Annotated in this window: 11 protein-coding genes; 5 read left to right on the top strand and 6 right to left on the bottom strand. The window is 71.0% G+C overall.

Translation table 11 applies throughout. The features are described 5' to 3' along the window. Positions 1 to 29 precede the first annotated feature (29 nt). From ACFVT2_RS17500 to ACFVT2_RS17480, 5 genes are all read right to left on the bottom strand, one after another. Positions 30 to 1,211: an ABC transporter ATP-binding protein gene (locus ACFVT2_RS17500; RefSeq protein ID WP_390018283.1), complete on the bottom strand. Its 1,182-nt coding sequence runs from the start codon at positions 1,209 to 1,211 to the stop codon at positions 30 to 32. 12 nt (positions 1,212 to 1,223) lie between these two features. Beyond that, positions 1,224 to 2,291, bottom strand: coding sequence for an ABC transporter ATP-binding protein (locus ACFVT2_RS17495; RefSeq protein WP_390018280.1), 1,068 nt, complete (start codon positions 2,289 to 2,291; stop codon positions 1,224 to 1,226). An 11-nt stretch (positions 2,292 to 2,302) separates the two neighbouring features. Continuing rightward, the gene (locus ACFVT2_RS17490; RefSeq protein ID WP_390018277.1) at positions 2,303 to 3,274 is read right to left on the bottom strand and encodes an ABC transporter permease; all 972 of its coding nucleotides are present in this window, start codon (positions 3,272 to 3,274) and stop codon (positions 2,303 to 2,305) included. A gap of 109 nt (positions 3,275 to 3,383) precedes the next feature. Continuing rightward, entirely contained in the window at positions 3,384 to 5,183 is a 1,800-nt protein-coding gene (locus ACFVT2_RS17485; RefSeq protein ID WP_390018274.1) for an ABC transporter substrate-binding protein, read from the bottom strand. 105 nt (positions 5,184 to 5,288) lie between these two features. Beyond that, positions 5,289 to 6,323: an ABC transporter permease gene (locus ACFVT2_RS17480; RefSeq protein WP_390018271.1), complete on the bottom strand. Its 1,035-nt coding sequence runs from the start codon at positions 6,321 to 6,323 to the stop codon at positions 5,289 to 5,291. A 488-nt stretch (positions 6,324 to 6,811) separates the two neighbouring features. On the opposite strand from ACFVT2_RS17480, the gene ACFVT2_RS17475 reads away from it, so the two are divergent. Then, on the top strand, positions 6,812 to 7,738 hold the full coding sequence (locus ACFVT2_RS17475) for a hypothetical protein (RefSeq protein WP_390018268.1): 927 nt from the start codon (positions 6,812 to 6,814) through the stop codon (positions 7,736 to 7,738). A 22-nt stretch (positions 7,739 to 7,760) separates the two neighbouring features. Here ACFVT2_RS17475 and ACFVT2_RS17470 read toward each other — a convergent pair whose 3' ends face one another. After that, positions 7,761 to 9,923, bottom strand: coding sequence for a prolyl oligopeptidase family serine peptidase (locus ACFVT2_RS17470; RefSeq protein WP_390018265.1), 2,163 nt, complete (start codon positions 9,921 to 9,923; stop codon positions 7,761 to 7,763). Between the two features lie 233 nt (positions 9,924 to 10,156). Here ACFVT2_RS17470 and ACFVT2_RS17465 point away from each other — a divergent pair, with 233 nt between their 5' ends. From ACFVT2_RS17465 to ACFVT2_RS17450, 4 genes are all read left to right on the top strand, one after another. Beyond that, entirely contained in the window at positions 10,157 to 10,351 is a 195-nt protein-coding gene (locus ACFVT2_RS17465) for a hypothetical protein (protein ID WP_016572735.1), read from the top strand. A gap of 110 nt (positions 10,352 to 10,461) precedes the next feature. Beyond that, positions 10,462 to 11,481 carry an N-acetyl-1-D-myo-inositol-2-amino-2-deoxy-alpha-D-glucopyranoside deacetylase gene (gene mshB / locus ACFVT2_RS17460; RefSeq protein WP_390018262.1) on the top strand — a complete coding sequence of 340 codons (1,020 nt, stop codon included), beginning with the start codon at positions 10,462 to 10,464 and terminating at the stop codon, positions 11,479 to 11,481. Beyond that, the gene (locus tag ACFVT2_RS17455) at positions 11,478 to 12,035 is read left to right on the top strand and encodes a DUF6113 family protein (RefSeq protein WP_390018259.1); all 558 of its coding nucleotides are present in this window, start codon (positions 11,478 to 11,480) and stop codon (positions 12,033 to 12,035) included. Before mshB ends, ACFVT2_RS17455 begins: the two co-directional genes overlap by 4 nt. A 464-nt stretch (positions 12,036 to 12,499) precedes the next feature. Next, positions 12,500 to 14,566, top strand: a complete 2,067-nt coding sequence (locus tag ACFVT2_RS17450; protein ID WP_390018256.1) for a hypothetical protein — start codon at positions 12,500 to 12,502, stop codon at positions 14,564 to 14,566. Positions 14,567 to 14,598: the final 32 nt, after the last annotated feature.

Below are 14,598 nucleotides of genomic sequence, written 5' to 3'. Positions count from 1 at the left end.
CTCCGGCGCTGCCGTACGGGCGGGGCGGGTCAGTTCGCCGATCCGTCCGCTGTGTCCTTGGCGTTCTTGGCGTTCTTGGCGTCCTTGGCGTTCTTCGCGTCCGCGCCGGCCGACTCCTCGATCGCCGCCAGCGCCGGGTCCAGGACGATGTCCTCGCCGTGGGTCGTCGGCTCCTCCGGGAAGTGACAGGCCGTCAGGTGACCGTCCCCGTTGCCGCCGATCTGCACCAGCGGCGGCTCGTCCGTCGCGCACTTCTCCTGCGCCTTCCAGCAGCGGGTGCGGAACCGGCAGCCGGACGGCGGGTTGACGGGGGAGGGGACGTCACCGGCGAGCCGGATCCGCTGACGGTCCTCCTCGCCGTCCTCCGCCAGCTTCGGCTCGGGCACGGCCGACAGCAGGGCGTGGGTGTACGGGTGGCGCGGCCGGTTGTAGATCTCGTCGCGGGTGCCCACCTCGACGATCTTGCCGAGGTACATCACCGCGACCCGCTCGCTGAAGTGCCGGACGACCGCCAGGTCGTGGGCGATGAAGACGAACGCGATGCCCAGTTCGCGCTGGAGGTCCTGGAGCAGGTTGACCACCTGCGCCTGGATGGAGACGTCCAGCGCCGAGACCGGCTCGTCCGCGATGATCAGCTTCGGGTTCAGGGCGAGCGCGCGGGCCACCCCGATGCGCTGCCGCTGGCCGCCGGAGAACTCGTGCGGGAAGCGGTTGTAGTGCTCGGGGTTGAGCCCCACGGTCTCCAGGAGCTCCCGGATCTTCTTCTCCCGGCCGCCGGGCGGGTTGATCCCGTTGATCTCCATCGGGCCGCCGATGATCGTGCCGACCGTCTGCCGCGGGTTCAGCGAGGCGTACGGGTCCTGGAAGATCATCTGGATCTCGGAGCGGAACGGCGCCAACTGCTTGCGGTTGGCGTGCGTGATGTCCTGGCCCGCATAGGTGACCTTGCCGGCGGTCGGCTCCATCAGCCGGGTCAGCAGCCGGCCGGTGGTCGACTTTCCGCAACCGGACTCGCCGACCAGACCGAAGCTCTCGCCGGCGTGGACGGTCAGGTCCACCCCGTCGACCGCCTGGACGGCGCCGACCTTCCGCTTGAACGGGAAACCGCCGTAGATCGGGAAGTGCTTGGTCAGCCCCTCGGCGGTGAGCAGGGGTTCGCCCTGGGTGGACGCGCTGGCTCCGGGCGCGGGCAGGGTGTCGTTCTTGGCCATGGTGGTAGCTCCCTAGCCCAGCCGGGGCTTGATCTGCTCGATGAAGAAGGTCTGCTTCTGCTCGGCGGTGAGGTGACAGGCGGCGGCCCGGCCCAGCGCCAGCGGCGGGCGCTCGGTGGTGCAACGGCCGCCGTCGACCTCCGCGGTGAAGGCGCAGCGCGGGTTGAAGGCGCAGCCCGACGGCGGGTTGAGCAGGCTCGGCGGGGAGCCCGGGATCGGGTGCAGCTCCTCGTTGACGTCCGAGGAGAGCCGCGGCATCGAGCTGAGCAGGCCCCAGGTGTACGGGTGCCGGGGCTCGGTGAGGATCTCCTTGACCGAGCCGCGCTCCACCGCCCGGCCGGCGTACATCACCAGCAGGTCGTCGGCGGTGTTGGCGACCACGCCGAGGTCGTGGGTGATCAGGATGATCGCGGAGCCGAACTCCTGCTGGAGGTCCTTGAGGAGGTCCAGGATCTGCGCCTGGACGGTGACGTCCAGGGCGGTGGTCGGCTCGTCGGCGATCAGCAGCTGCGGGTTGCAGATCAGCGCCATGGCGATCATGGCGCGCTGCCGCATGCCGCCGGAGAACTGGTGCGGGTAGTCGTCCACCCGCAGATTGGGCTGCGGGATGCCGACCTTGGCGAGCATCTCGATCGCCCGCTGCCGGCCCTCGCGCTTGCTGGCGCCGGTGTGCTTGATGAACGGCTCGGCGATCTGCCGGCCGACGGTGTAGTACGGCGACAGGGCGGTCAGCGCGTCCTGGAAGATCATCGCCATCTTGTTGCCCCGGAGCTTCTCCAGGGTCTTCTCCTTGGCGCCGGTGAGCTCCTGGCCCTCCAGGTGGATCTCACCGGTGATCTCGGTGGACTTGGGGTTGTGCAGCCCCAGTACCGCGAGGTTGGTGACGGACTTGCCGGAGCCCGACTCACCGACGATGCCCAGGGTCTGGCCGCGCTCCAGGTCGAAGGAGAGGCCGTCGACCGCCTTGACGATGCCGTCCTCGGTGGAGAACCGGACATGCAGGTCGCGGACGGAGAGGAAGGAATCGGTACCGGATCCGTTCGGGACCGGTGTCTCCTCGGTCTTGGTGGGTGTGGTCACGTCAGGTTCTCCTAGGACAGGCGCACGCGCGGGTCGATGAACGCGTACGCCGCATCCACGATGATGTTGAACACCAGGATCAGGGCCGCGCTGAAGACCAGCACGCCCAGCACCATGGGCAGGTCGAGGGTGGTAACGGAGTCGATCGCCAACCGTCCCAGCCCCGCGAGCTGGAAGGTGAACTCGGTGATCATCGCGCCGCCGAACAGCGAACCCAGGTCCATGCCGAGGATGGTGACGATCGGGATCAGCGAACCGCGCCAGGCGTACCGCAGGAAGACGTAACGCGCCGGCATGCCCTTGGCCTTGGCGGTGCGGACGTGCTCCTCCTGGAGCTGCTCGATCATCGTCGAGCGCGACATACGGGTGTACTGCGCGGTGAAGATCGTCGACATCACCAGCCACGGGATCAGCAGGCCCATGAACCAACCGGCCGGGCTGGTGGTGAGGTTCACGTACTTGGGCGCCGCCATGAGGCCGCTGTAGACGAAGATGCCCAGCACGATCGGGCCGAGGATGTAGATCTGCACCGAGCTGAGCACCATCGACGCGCCGGTGACCGTCTTGTCCAGCAGCGTGCCGCGCTTCCAGGCGGCCAGCAGGCCGGCACCCAGGCCGATCACCAGGAAGACCACGGCACCGCCGATGGCCAGCGAGGCGGTGGTCGGCAGCCGGTCCATCATCGTCGACCAGACGTCCTGCTTGGTGGCGAAGGAGTAGCCGAAGCAGGGGGCGCTGCAGTGGCCGAGGCTGAAGTCACGCCCGGCGAAGACGCCGACCAGGAAGTCCCAGTACTGCGTCGGAAGGGGCTTGTCGAGGCCCAGGTTCTGGTGGATCAGGGCGATGTTGTCCGCGGTGCAGTTCTTGCCGCAGGCCATCATCGCGGGGTCGCCCACGGAGAAGAAGACGAAGAAGGTGACGGCGCTCAGTAGGACGAGGGTGACGACCGCGCCGAACGTCCGGCGAAGTAGGAAGGGAAGCATGGCAATTCGCTGCTCTCAGGACGGCGGCTGCAGTGGGGTGAGGGGTGGCGGGAAGGCCCCGGAGGCGCGCCCCGCCGTGCGCGCGCTCCGGAGTGCCTTCATGCGGTGCTTACTTCTTGACGAACAGCGTGGTCGGGTCGATGTAGTTGACGTCCGTGTTGTAGCGGGCGCCACCGATCTTCGAGCCGTACAGCTGAAGGTTCTTGGTGTAGAACACCGGGGTGGCCGGGTCGATCTTCTCCACGATGTACTGGTGGAGCTTCTCCCACTCCTGGGTCTGCTGCTGGATGTCCGTGATCTTCTTGATGCGGTCGATCTCGTCGCTGACGTGCTGGTCGCGGACGTGGGAGTAGTTGGCCGCACCGTCCTGGATCTGCCGGCCGTCGTAGGACGGCGGGATCACCGTGGAGGCGTCCGGCCAGTCCTGGCCCCAGCCGGTCATGTAGATGTCGAAGCCGTTGTCGACCTTGCCCATCTGCTGGTACCAGGAGCCCGCGTCGACCTCCTTCTTCTGCACGTTGAAGCCGGCCTTGCCGAGCGCGTCGGAGATCGCCACGGCCTCCTTCTGCCGGATCTCGGTGTTGGAGTAGGCGTAGACGAGCTTCATGCCCGTCTTGCCGGCTTCCTTCAGGAGCTGCTTGGCCTTCTCCGGGTCGCCGTTGGGCTTGGACAGCTTGCCGTAGGGGTCGTAGCCCTTCTTGTAGCCCGCGACGGTCGGGGCGAACAGACCGCCGGCGATCTCACCGCCGTAGCTGCCGCCGTTGATCCGGACGATCTGGCTGTTGGGCATGGCGTAGGTGATCGCATCGCGGATCTTCTTGTCCTTGATGCGGTCCATGTTCATGTTCATCTGCCAGACGTAGGGCTGGTAGCCCTGCACCAGGCGCTTGCTGGCGCTGGCGTCCTGCAGCACCTGCTTGGTGAGCGTCGGCTCCACGGCGTTGGTGAAGCTGATCGCGGTCTGGTCCACGCCCTTGTCGGCCATCAGCCGCTTGGTGGAGTCGGACGCCTGGTGGTTGAAGGTGATGCTGAAACCGTCGACGTACTGGTGGCGCATCGGGTCGGTCTTGGCGTCCCAGTTGGTGTTCTTCACCAACGTCATGGACTTGCCGGCCTTGAAGTCCGAGATCTTGTACGGGCCGGCGCAGACCGGCCCGACGTCGTACTTGTCCTGGGTGTCCTTGTCGCTGTCCGGGACGACGCTGTAGCCCGCCATCGTCAGCGCGTAGGGCAGCTGGGTCTGCGGCTTCTGGAAGTGGAAGATGACGGTGTGGTCGTCCGGGGTGTCCAGGACGGACTTGGGCAGGTGGTCGCCCTTGTACGGACCGTCCGGCAGCGCCTTGCGGTAGGTCGTGCCCTCACCCGACAGCCACTGCTGGACGTAGGTCGGGCCCTCGGTGATGAACTTGGCGTACTGCCGCTCGAAGGTGTGCCGGATGTCCTTCGAGGTGATCGGCTTGCCGTCCTCGAACTTGATGCCGTCCTTGAGCGTGTACTTCCAGGTCTTGCCGCCGTCGGACATCTGGCCGGCGTCGGTGGCGAGGTCACCGACGACCGTCTTGTCGCCCTTGTCGTCCTGCTTGAAGGTGGTCAGGCCACGGAAGATCAGCTTCGACAGGTCGCCCATGTCGCTGACGTACATCTGGGCCGGGTCCAGGTGGTTGTAGCTGTCCCGCTGGTAGACGGTGATGGTGCCGCCGGGCTGGGCGCCCGCGACCGGGGCCGCCGGGCCGGTGGACTGGGCGGCGTTGCCCAGCGGCACCGCCTTGGCCTGGGCCGCGGCGTCCTTGTCGGTCTGCGACTTGTCCTTGCCCGTGCCACCGCCGCTGCTGCAACCGGTGAGGGCGAGCGAACCGGCCGCCATGGCCACGAGTACCGCACGGGCTCTACGCGTAGTGAGTGCGTTCATGAGGATCCAAGCACCTGCCTGTCAGTCGTTGTCCCAGATGTGCTGTCTGACGCATCCGGTACGCGACCGGCGCGGGGGTGACAGCTCCCCCCGTCAAGTGGACGATCAGCGACCGGACTTGGGGTCGAAGGCGTCCCGGACCGAGTCCCCGAGCAGGTTGAAGCAGAGCACGAAGATCACCATCGCGGCGCCGGGGAAGAGCAGGAAAGTCGGGTCGTTCTCGTACACCATGCCGGCCGTGTGGAACAGCCGCCCCCAGTCCGGGGTCGGCTCCATGATGCCGACGCCCAGGAAGGACAGGCCGGCCTCCGCCGTCACGAACAGCGGGAGCATGTAGGTGCTTTGCACGAGGATCGGGGTCACCACGTTCGGCAGCAGTTCCTTGGTGATGATCCGCCAGGGAGAGGCGCCAGTGATCTTCGCCGCCTCGACGAACTCCCGCTCGCGCAGCGACAGCACCTGGCCGCGCAGGAGTCGGGCCAGACCCATCCAGCCCAGCGCCCACTGCACGAGGATCAGCGCGATCACCCGGATGTAGGTCGGGGTCTCGTCGCCCGGCGCGACGAAGAGCGCCACCACGACGGGCATGAACGCCACGAACGTCAGCTGGCTGGGGAAGGCGAGCAGGAAGTCGATGACCCGGCCGAGCCAGTAGTCGGTGCGGCCGCCCAGATATCCCGCGGTGACACCGAGGATGGTGCCGGTGACGACCACCAGGACGGTCACCGCCACCGAGATTCCGAGCGAGGTCCGCATGCCGTACAGCAGTTGAGTGAAGAGATCACGGCCCAGTGACGGTTCGATACCGAACCAGAAATCGCCGGAGATACCGCCGTTGGACCCCATCGGATAACCGAACTCGTCCAGCAGTCCGGGGTTATCGCTGCCGTACAGCGTGTACGGATTCTTGCCGTAGATCGAGGCGATCACCGGGGCCAGTGCCGCGATGACGAAGAAGGCGAGCACGACGATCCCGCAGATCATGCCGGTGCGGTCGCGCTTGAAGCGCGCCCACATCAACTGCCCGGGGGAACGGCCGACGAGCTCACCGCCCTTGCCCTTCTTTTCCTTCTTCAGACCCTTGGATGCAAGTCCCGGGGTATCGGACTTGCCTGCCGCGGTCTGGGATGGACTAGTCATCGCGAAGTGCCCCCGCGCCGAGTTCTCTTGGAACGTGAAGCGGCACCGGTCGCACCGCTGGATGAGCGCGACTTTCGCAAGTGATTTACAGCGGAGTCAAGGGCATGCGGTGTGCTTCCGCACAGGTCGTCCGCTTCTTGAGCGAAGATTGCGCAGATTGACGCTTAGGCGTGCTTGACATGCGGCTGTCATGCACGGCATACAGGGGTAAATCACCCACCACCACTTAACGTGGTGGCAACTTGACTGTCGCAACACCGATATACGGACGCGCCATGCTGGGCAACGTACGGCCGTGCGGGTGCCGTAAGTCGGCCGGGGACGCCAGTGGCCCCCCGGCCGACCGCCGTTTTGCGGGTGTTTCGCGCCTCGGTCCCTCCGCGTCTGTTGTCCGCGGGCCGAGATTGGAGTAGACCTTTGGTGGTGCCTTCACGAATGCGAGGGTGCTGTGTACGCCGTGGGCCACCGACACGGACGGGGGACGGCTCGTGTCCACAGTGCGGTCGCGTCATCTCGCCAACGGTGCACGCCGCGCCGCCATCACGGGCTGCCTGCTGCTCGCCGCGACCAGTGCGGCCTGGCTCGTCCGGGACCTGGTTCTCCTCGGGCGGCCGGTCGACGTGCTGACGGGGTCGCTCGGCGCGGCACCCGGGACGACGGCGCGTCGAGCGGCCTCCGTATACGACGCGGTGTTGGCCATGGGCGGGCTCGCGGCCGCCCTTGCCGTCCGGCGCGGGGCCGCGACGGCACCGGGCGCACTGCTGTCCCTGGCGGCCGCCACCGCACTGCTGCGGCTGCCGCTCCTGTGGACCGCGGACCGGCGCCGGGACCGGACGGACGCTCACGGCCGGTGCGCAGGCCACCGCACTCGCCCAACTGGTGTTCGCGGCGCTCCTGCTGGCGGTCGTCGCGGCCGGCCGGCGACCGGCGCCGGGTCCGCTCGCCGGGGTCGCGGCGGCGTACGGCGTGATCCAGGAGGCGCCGCCGCACGGGCACCGGCCCGGCGCCCAGGGCAGCCCGCGCCGCTGGCCCGCGGTCGCCCTGGGCGGCCGTCGCGCTGGTCCTCCTGGCCGCGACCGCCGCGACCGCCGCGCTACGCCGGGCCCCTGGCCCGACCCGCCGCCCTGATGACCGGGGTCTTGCTGCTCGGCCACGGCGGCGCCCGGCTCGCCGTCGCCGGCCGCAGCGGCGCGTTCGGGCACCTGATCGGGCTCCCGGGTGCCGCTCAACTCTCCCTCGTGGCCGCGACGTCGGTGGCCCTCGCCGGTCTCGGCGGCCTGCTCGCAGCGGCCCGGCCCGGCGCGCCGGACGCCCCCGCGGGCGAACGCCGGCCCGTGGCGTACGGCGACGGGCCGGACGTGGCGCGCCCACGGCACGCCCCGCCGCCACCGTCGGCGCCCCCGCCCGGCTGGTGAGCCGGCGAACGGCGCCCGGCCCTCAGCCGATCCCCAACGACCGCTTGAGGAAGTCCACCTGGAGCAGCAGGAGGTTCTCCGCCACCTGCTCCTGGGACGCCATGTGCGTCACCCCCGACAGCGGCAGCACCTCGTGCGGCCGGCCCGCGGCCAGCAGCGCCGAGGAGAGCCGCAGGGAGTGCGCCACCACCACGTTGTCGTCGGCCAGGCCGTGCACGATCAACATCGGGCGGTGCGGTGCGACCGCCCCCGACAGCCCCTCGTCCGTCACCAGAGAATTAATGGCGTAGACCGCTGGTTCCTCGTCGGGGTGGCCGAGGTACCGCTCCTGATAGTGGGTGTCGTACAGCCGCAGATCGGTCACCGGCGCCCCCACCACCGCGGCGTGGAAGACGTCCGGCCGGCGCAGGGCGGCCAGTCCCGCCAAGTAGCCGCCGAACGACCACCCGCGGATCGCCACCCGTCCCAGGTCCAAGGGGAAGGAATCGGCCAGCGCCTCCAGGGCGTGCACCTGGTCCTCCAGGGCCATCGGCCCGATCTGCCGGGAGACCGCCTTCTCCCACGCGGGGGACCGGCCCGGGGTGCCCCGGCCGTCCGCCACGATCACCGCGAAGCCCTGGTCGGCGAACCACTGGGAGGTCAGATGGGCGTTGTGCGCGGCGACCACCCGCTGGCCGTGCGGACCGCCGTAGGGGTCGAGCAGTACCGGCAGCGGACCGTCGCCCTCCTGGTAGTCGGTGGGCAGCAGCACCGCGCACGGGATCCGGCGCTCGCCGGCGAGCACCAGCTGCGGGCGGGCGGTGAGACCCGGCGTCTCGGCATGCGAGCCGATGACCGCCAGCACCTTCTCGCCGCCGTCCGGATCCAGCCGCACCACCTCCGACCGGGCGCCCGGCCGCTCCAGCGACGCCTGGGTCAGGATCGTCAGCGCCCCGCCGCGCACCGCCGAGGAGACCGTCGGGTACGGCCGTTCGCCGACCCGCTCCCAGCCGCCCTGGTCGCCGCTGCCGCGGAACCACGCCCGGTAGACCCCGATGTCGTGCATGTCCGCGCCGCTCGCCGAGAACAGGACGTCGTCCTCGCCGATGTCCAATACGGCCCGCACGTGCAGCGGCTCCCCGGTCAGCGGCCGGTCGCCGACGAACAGCTTCCGGGCGCCGCCCTCGTCGGCGATCCGCACCAGCCGCCCGTCCGGCGTCCAGGCCGGCGCCCCCGGGAACGGCTCGACCCACACGTCGTCCTGGTCCTCGTGCACCAGCGCGGTCGCGCCGGTCTCCGTGTCGACCTTCAGGTAACGCTGGGCGCGCTGGTCCCGGGTCTGGACCAGGAGGAGCGGCGGGCCGGCCGCCGACCAGTGGACGCGGGCCAGATAGGGGTAGCGCGCGGTGTCCCACCGGACGTCCGTCCGGGAGCCGTCCAGGCCGAACAGCGCCAGGGTGACCTCGGCGTTGGCACTGCCGGCCACCGGATACGGCACCCGCGCGGGCTCCCGGTCCGGGTGCGCCGGGTCGGCGATCCACCAGCGGGTCACCGGCGCGTCGTCGACCCGCGCGGCCAGCACCCGGTCGCTCTCCGGCGACCACCAGTAGCCCCGGTGGCGGTCCATCTCCTCGGCCGCGATGAACTCGGCCAGCCCCCAGGTGACATCGGGGCCGTCGGGCTCCGCCAGCACCCGGTCCGCGCCCGCGGCACCTCCGCTCCCGCTGCCGTCCGCCGCGACGACCCGCAGCGCGCCGTTGGCCACATACGCCACATGGCGCCCATTGGGGGACGGACGCGGATCCACCACCGGCCCCGCCGCGGGGAGTTCACGGGTGGTGCCGGCGCGCAACTCCGAGACGAACAACCGCCCCGAGAGCGCGAAGGCGGCCAACTCCACGGCAGCGTCCACCGCGTAGCCGACGATGCCCGCCGACCCCTCCCGGCTGCGCTCGCGACGCGCCCGCTCCTCCGGGGGCAGCTCCTCGTCCGCGCCGGCCAACAGGGCGTGCGGATCCGCGGCGGTGAACTCCCGTCCGCCGTCCAGGTCGAGGACCCAGAGCTGCTGGCTGCGGTCGGTGCCGGTACGGGATCGGAGGAAGACGGCGCGGGTGCCGTCGGGGGCGAGGGCGAAGTCGCGCGGGGTGCCGAGCGTGAAGCGCTGGGTGCGCGCGTAGTGCCGGGGAAAGGGCAGCTGTCCGGTCATGCCGCCGAGCCTACGGCGGGAGCCGCTCGTCGGCGCGGGACTGTGGAAAACGGCGTGCGCCCCCGCCATGCTCCGGTGCACCGACTTATGCGCAAGGACGGAAAGTTATGATCCCTTGCGCGTAGCGGGTACGGGGTAAAGAGCCCTTGGCATACCCAGGTGCGTGGCGTCGACCCGTCGGCTCACGTACCGTCAACTCTGTCCGGACCGTGACTACTTGGAGGTGAGCCGCCGTGGCACTCTCGATTTCGGCGGTGGTGCTGCTGGCGATCATCGTCTTCTTGCTGATCAAGAAGTCCGGACTGAAGGCGGTGCATGCATTCGTCTGCATGCTGCTGGGCTTCTATCTGGCCAGCTCGTCCATCGCTCCGACGATCAAGACCCTGACGACCAATGTCGCGGGGATGCTCGGCGGCATCAAGTTCTGATCGCGCCCCGGTCGGCCGGAGCCGCCCCCGCACCGCCCTCCCGCGGGGCGCCCGGGCGGCCGCCCCGATCGGCTGCGGAGGGTGCGAGGGGCGGCTCGTAGGCTGTCTGCATGACGTCCCACCCTGCCCCGGCCGCCACGGGCGAAGGCTCCCCCAGACTTCGTCCGGGGGGACCCCCAGCGCGGCGCAGTGACCTCCCCGCCCGCCGCCTCCTCCTGGTGCACGCGCACCCGGACGACGAGTCGATCAACAACGGCGCCACCATGGCGAAGTACGCGGCCGAAGGCGCGCTGGTCACGCTGGTGACCTGCACCCGAGGCGAGGAGGGCGAGGTCATCCCGCCCGCGCTCGCCCACCTGACGCCGGACCGAGACGACACCCTGGGGCCGTACCGCGTCCATGAGCTGGCCGCGGCGATGGCCGCCCTCGGAGTCACCGACCACCGCTTCCTCGGCGGCCCCGGCCGCTACCGGGACTCCGGGATGATGGGTGCGCCCCAGAACGACCGGTCGGGCTCCTTCTGGCAGGCCCCCGTCGACGAGGCCGCGGCCCACCTGGTGGCCGTCATCCGCGAGGTCCGCCCCCAGGTCCTGGTCACCTATGACCCGAACGGCGGATACGGCCACCCCGATCACATCCAGGCCCACCGGGTTGCCGTGCGGGCCGCGGAGCTGGCCGCGCGGGCGGACTTCCGCCCGGATCTCGGCGGCGCGTATGCGGTCGAAAAGATTTACTGGAACTGCAACCCCCGCTCGGAGGTCGAGGCGGGCCTCGCCGCGGTGCGCGCGGCCGGTCACGGCTTCTCCGGGGTCGCGGCGGTGGACGACGTCCCGGGCGTGGTCCCGGACGACACGATCACCACCACGATCGCCGGTACGGGCGGGTACGCGGACGCGAAGACCGCGGCGATGCGCGCACATGTGACCCAGATCGTGGTCGACGGGGCGTTCTTCGCGCTCTCCAACGACCTGGGACAGCCGCTGTTCGGCACCGAGCACTACCGGCTGGTGCACGGGACGCCCGGCGCGGCCGACGGGCAACGTGAGGACGATCTCTTCGCCGGCGTCGGGGAGTCGGCCGGTTCGACGGGCACGGAGGAACGTGCCCGCAGGGAGGAGGCGGCGGAATGACGACGTCCAACGGTGGTGGGGCCACGCCCGAAGGCGGCGGGGCCAAGGGCAAGGGCGGCGCCCGGAACGGCGGCGCCGATGCGGACCAGAACCGTCGGACCCGGGCGTCCGGCGGTGGCCCGGCCCCGGCCGGCGGAGGCAACCCCGCGCCGCCGGCGGGCCGGCCCGCCCCCAGCGCACCCCTGACGCCGGGCCGGGTGGGCCTGTACGTCCTGCTGCTGGTCGTGGCCGTTCTGGTCGCGTTGGCCGGAACGCTCCTCCAAGCGGCGTGGTTCCCGGGCGGGTTGCTGCTGGCCCTGGCCGGTCTCGGCGGTCTGTTCTACGGGGGCGCCCGGGCCACCGGCACCGCGGGCGGGGTCCTGGTGCCCGGCGCCGCTTGGTTGGTGACGGTGTTCCTGCTGCTCAGCGACGTCCGACCGGAAGGCGACTTCCTGTTCGGGCCGGGGCTCGGCTCGTACGCCTTCCTGCTGGGCGGCATCGTGATCGCTGTGATCTGCGCCACCGGGAACCAGCTGCGCGCTGCCGGCGTGCCCCGGGGCCGAGTTGGCGGATGACGTGGCTCATACCAGGACGGATGCCGCGGGTTCCCGGGGTGCCGGCCGTGGTGGCGGAGCGACGGCCGGCGGGGCGGTGTTCCCGCGCACCCAGGGTGTCGGCCGGCGGCGGCCAGTATGGTGGTGCGCGCCGCCGCGCCGCCCTGGGGGCACCTGCCGGCCTGAGGCCGGGGAATATCTCTGACGAGCGGCGGAGCCAACCGGGAGAACCTGCTTTGAGTCGTGAATCTGACAGTTCGTCCTCCGGCCCCCGGGGCCGTGGCGGAGCCGTGTACCCGTCGGGGACACCGCCCTACGGCTCGCCCAGGGGAGAGGCCGGCGAGGCGCCGGGAACCGGAGCCGCGGACCGGCCGGAGGAGCCCAAAACCGAGACCACGCTGACGACGCGGATCAAGATCAACATTCCGGGGTCCCGCCCCATCCCGCCGGTCGTCGTGCGCAAGCCCGTCGGTGAGGAGTCCGGCATGAACGCATCGGCTGCACCCGGCGGTTCCGCCGGCTCGTCCGGTTCCATGGGGACGCCCGGTCCGGCCTTCGGCGGCGAGCGGGCCGCCGAACGCACGGCGGAGACGCCGCGGCCGGAGGCGACGGCGGACGAGGCGCCCGCCACCCCGAAGGAGAAGACGACCAGCGACTGGTTCGCGCCGCGCAAGCCGCAGGCCCAGACCGGCGTGACGCCGCCGGCCGCCGGCTCCTCCCCGGCGCCGGCGGAGCCCGGTGCGACAGGCGGCACGGCCCCGCAGCGCCCGGACCTCCCGTACTTCTCGGACGCCTCCCCGGCATCCTCCGGGCCGGCCCCGCAGAGCGGCGGCGCGCCCTTCGACGGCGGCCGCGGGCGGAGCGTTTCGCCCTACGAGAGCGACCCGCTGGGCGGCGACCCGCTCGACGGCGGTCCGCTGGGCCGAGACCCGCTGGGGAGCGATCCGCTGGGCGGCAAGCCCCTGGGTAGTGACCCCCTGGGCAGTGGCCCGCTCGGCAGCGACCCCTTGGGAGGTGATCCCCTCGGCGGCGACCCGTTGACCGGTCCCTCCCCGTTCGACGGCGGTCCGCGCGGTGCGGCGTCCCCGTTCGACGGTGGCCCGCGCGGCGGTTCGCCGTTCGACGCGCCGGCGCAGCCCGACCGCGACCGCAACCCGTTCGACGCCCCGGCGGGCCCCAGTGGTCCGACGACCGGCCCGGCGCGCGGTGACTCGGCGCTCGACCTCCCGCCCGGCTTCAGCGACCCGAGCGCCGGCAAGAGCGCCGCGGGCCGGCTGAGCGACGACACCGCCGAGCTCACCCCGCAGCCCCCGGCGCCGCCCGCCGGGCCCGGTGGTGGCCTCGGCGTCACCGGCGGTATCCCGGGCGGCCTGGCCGGCGGCCGGAAGGGCAAGGGCGCGGGGTCCGGCCCCAAGGGCGGTCCGAAGAGCGGCGGCCCGGGCGGCCGGATGTCCGGCGACACCCTCGTCAGCGGGATCCCCAAGGTGCCCGGGAAGGACGGCCCGACGGCCGCCACCCCGTTCACCGGGGCGTCCGGTGGTGACGAGGAGGGCGCGGCCGCCAAACCGCGGCCCAAGATCCCCGAGCCGATCAACCCGCCCAAGAAGGGCCGCAGCAAGCTGGTGCTCGCCGGCGTCGCGGTCGTCGTGCTGGCGGGCGTCGCCTACGGTGCCGGGCTGCTGCTCGACCACGCCGACGTCCCCAACAACACCACCGCGCTCGGTGTGGAGATCGGCGGCAGCTCCAAGGACGATGCGGTCAAGAAGCTGGAGGCCGGCCTCAAGGACCGCCGCACCGCACCGCTCCAGATCACGGTCGACGGCAAGCCCGAGACCCTGCTGCCCGCCCGGGCGGGGCTGGACGTCGACCTCCAGGCGACGGTCCGCAACGCGGCCGGTCGGGACTACAACCCGATCTCCGTCATCGGCTCGCTCTTCGGCGTCAAGCGCACCGCCCAACCGGCGGTGATCACCGACAAGGAGAAGCTGGGGGTCGCGCTGCAGGGCGTGACCGGGCCTGCGGACGCCGCGGTGGACGGCGGGATCACGTTCGAGAACGGCAAGGCGGTGCCGCACTACGGTGCGCCCCACAAGGCGATCGACGTCGCCGCCTCCGAGAGCAAGATCGCCGAGGCGTACCTCAACCGCGTCAGCACCGGCGGCGACACCCCCGTGGTGCTCGCTGCCACCACCCAGCAGCCCAAGGTCAGCAAGGCCGCGGTGGACAAGGCGCTCAAGCAGTTCGCCGAGCCGGCGATGTCCGGGCTGGTCACGATCCGGACGGACGCCCAGCACGCGGTCTCCTTCAGCCCGCAGAAGTCCATCCCGAAGTTCCTGTCCTTCAAGGTCATCGGCGGCGAGCTGGTGCCCTACTACGACCGGCCGGCCCTCAAGGAGCTCTACGGCACCACCTTCGACGGCGTCATGGTGACCAAGGGCGACGGCAGCAAGCACCCGATCAGCGTCGAGGAGGTGGCCGGCGCGGTGGGCAAGGCGCTGGTCGGCACGACCCCCGCCGAGCGCGTCCAGACCATCGCGACCAACGGCAGCTGACGCCACAGCTCCCCGTCCAGCCGCCGTACACT

The organism is Streptomyces sp. NPDC058000 (assembly GCF_042886435.1).
Classification (GTDB): Bacteria; Actinomycetota; Actinomycetes; order Streptomycetales; family Streptomycetaceae; genus Streptomyces.
The sequence above is the reverse complement of the archived record's forward strand: the minus strand, read 5'-3'. Positions and strand labels throughout refer to the sequence as shown.

Bases quoted from the DNA above. Each gene is read 5' to 3' on its own strand.
- ACFVT2_RS17500 (WP_390018283.1), bottom strand. From the start codon at position 1,211: ATGGCCAAGAACGACACCCTGCCCGCGCCCGGAGCCAGCGCGTCCACC.
- ACFVT2_RS17490 (WP_390018277.1), bottom strand. From the start codon at position 3,274: ATGCTTCCCTTCCTACTTCGCCGGACGTTCGGCGCGGTCGTCACCCTC.
- ACFVT2_RS17485 (WP_390018274.1), bottom strand. From the start codon at position 5,183: ATGAACGCACTCACTACGCGTAGAGCCCGTGCGGTACTCGTGGCCATG.
- ACFVT2_RS17480 (WP_390018271.1), bottom strand. From the start codon at position 6,323: ATGACTAGTCCATCCCAGACCGCGGCAGGCAAGTCCGATACCCCGGGA.
- ACFVT2_RS17470 (WP_390018265.1), bottom strand. From the start codon at position 9,923: ATGACCGGACAGCTGCCCTTTCCCCGGCACTACGCGCGCACCCAGCGC.
- mshB (WP_390018262.1), top strand. From the start codon at position 10,462: ATGACGTCCCACCCTGCCCCGGCCGCCACGGGCGAAGGCTCCCCCAGA.
- ACFVT2_RS17455 (WP_390018259.1), top strand. From the start codon at position 11,478: ATGACGACGTCCAACGGTGGTGGGGCCACGCCCGAAGGCGGCGGGGCC.
- ACFVT2_RS17450 (WP_390018256.1), top strand. From the start codon at position 12,500: ATGAACGCATCGGCTGCACCCGGCGGTTCCGCCGGCTCGTCCGGTTCC.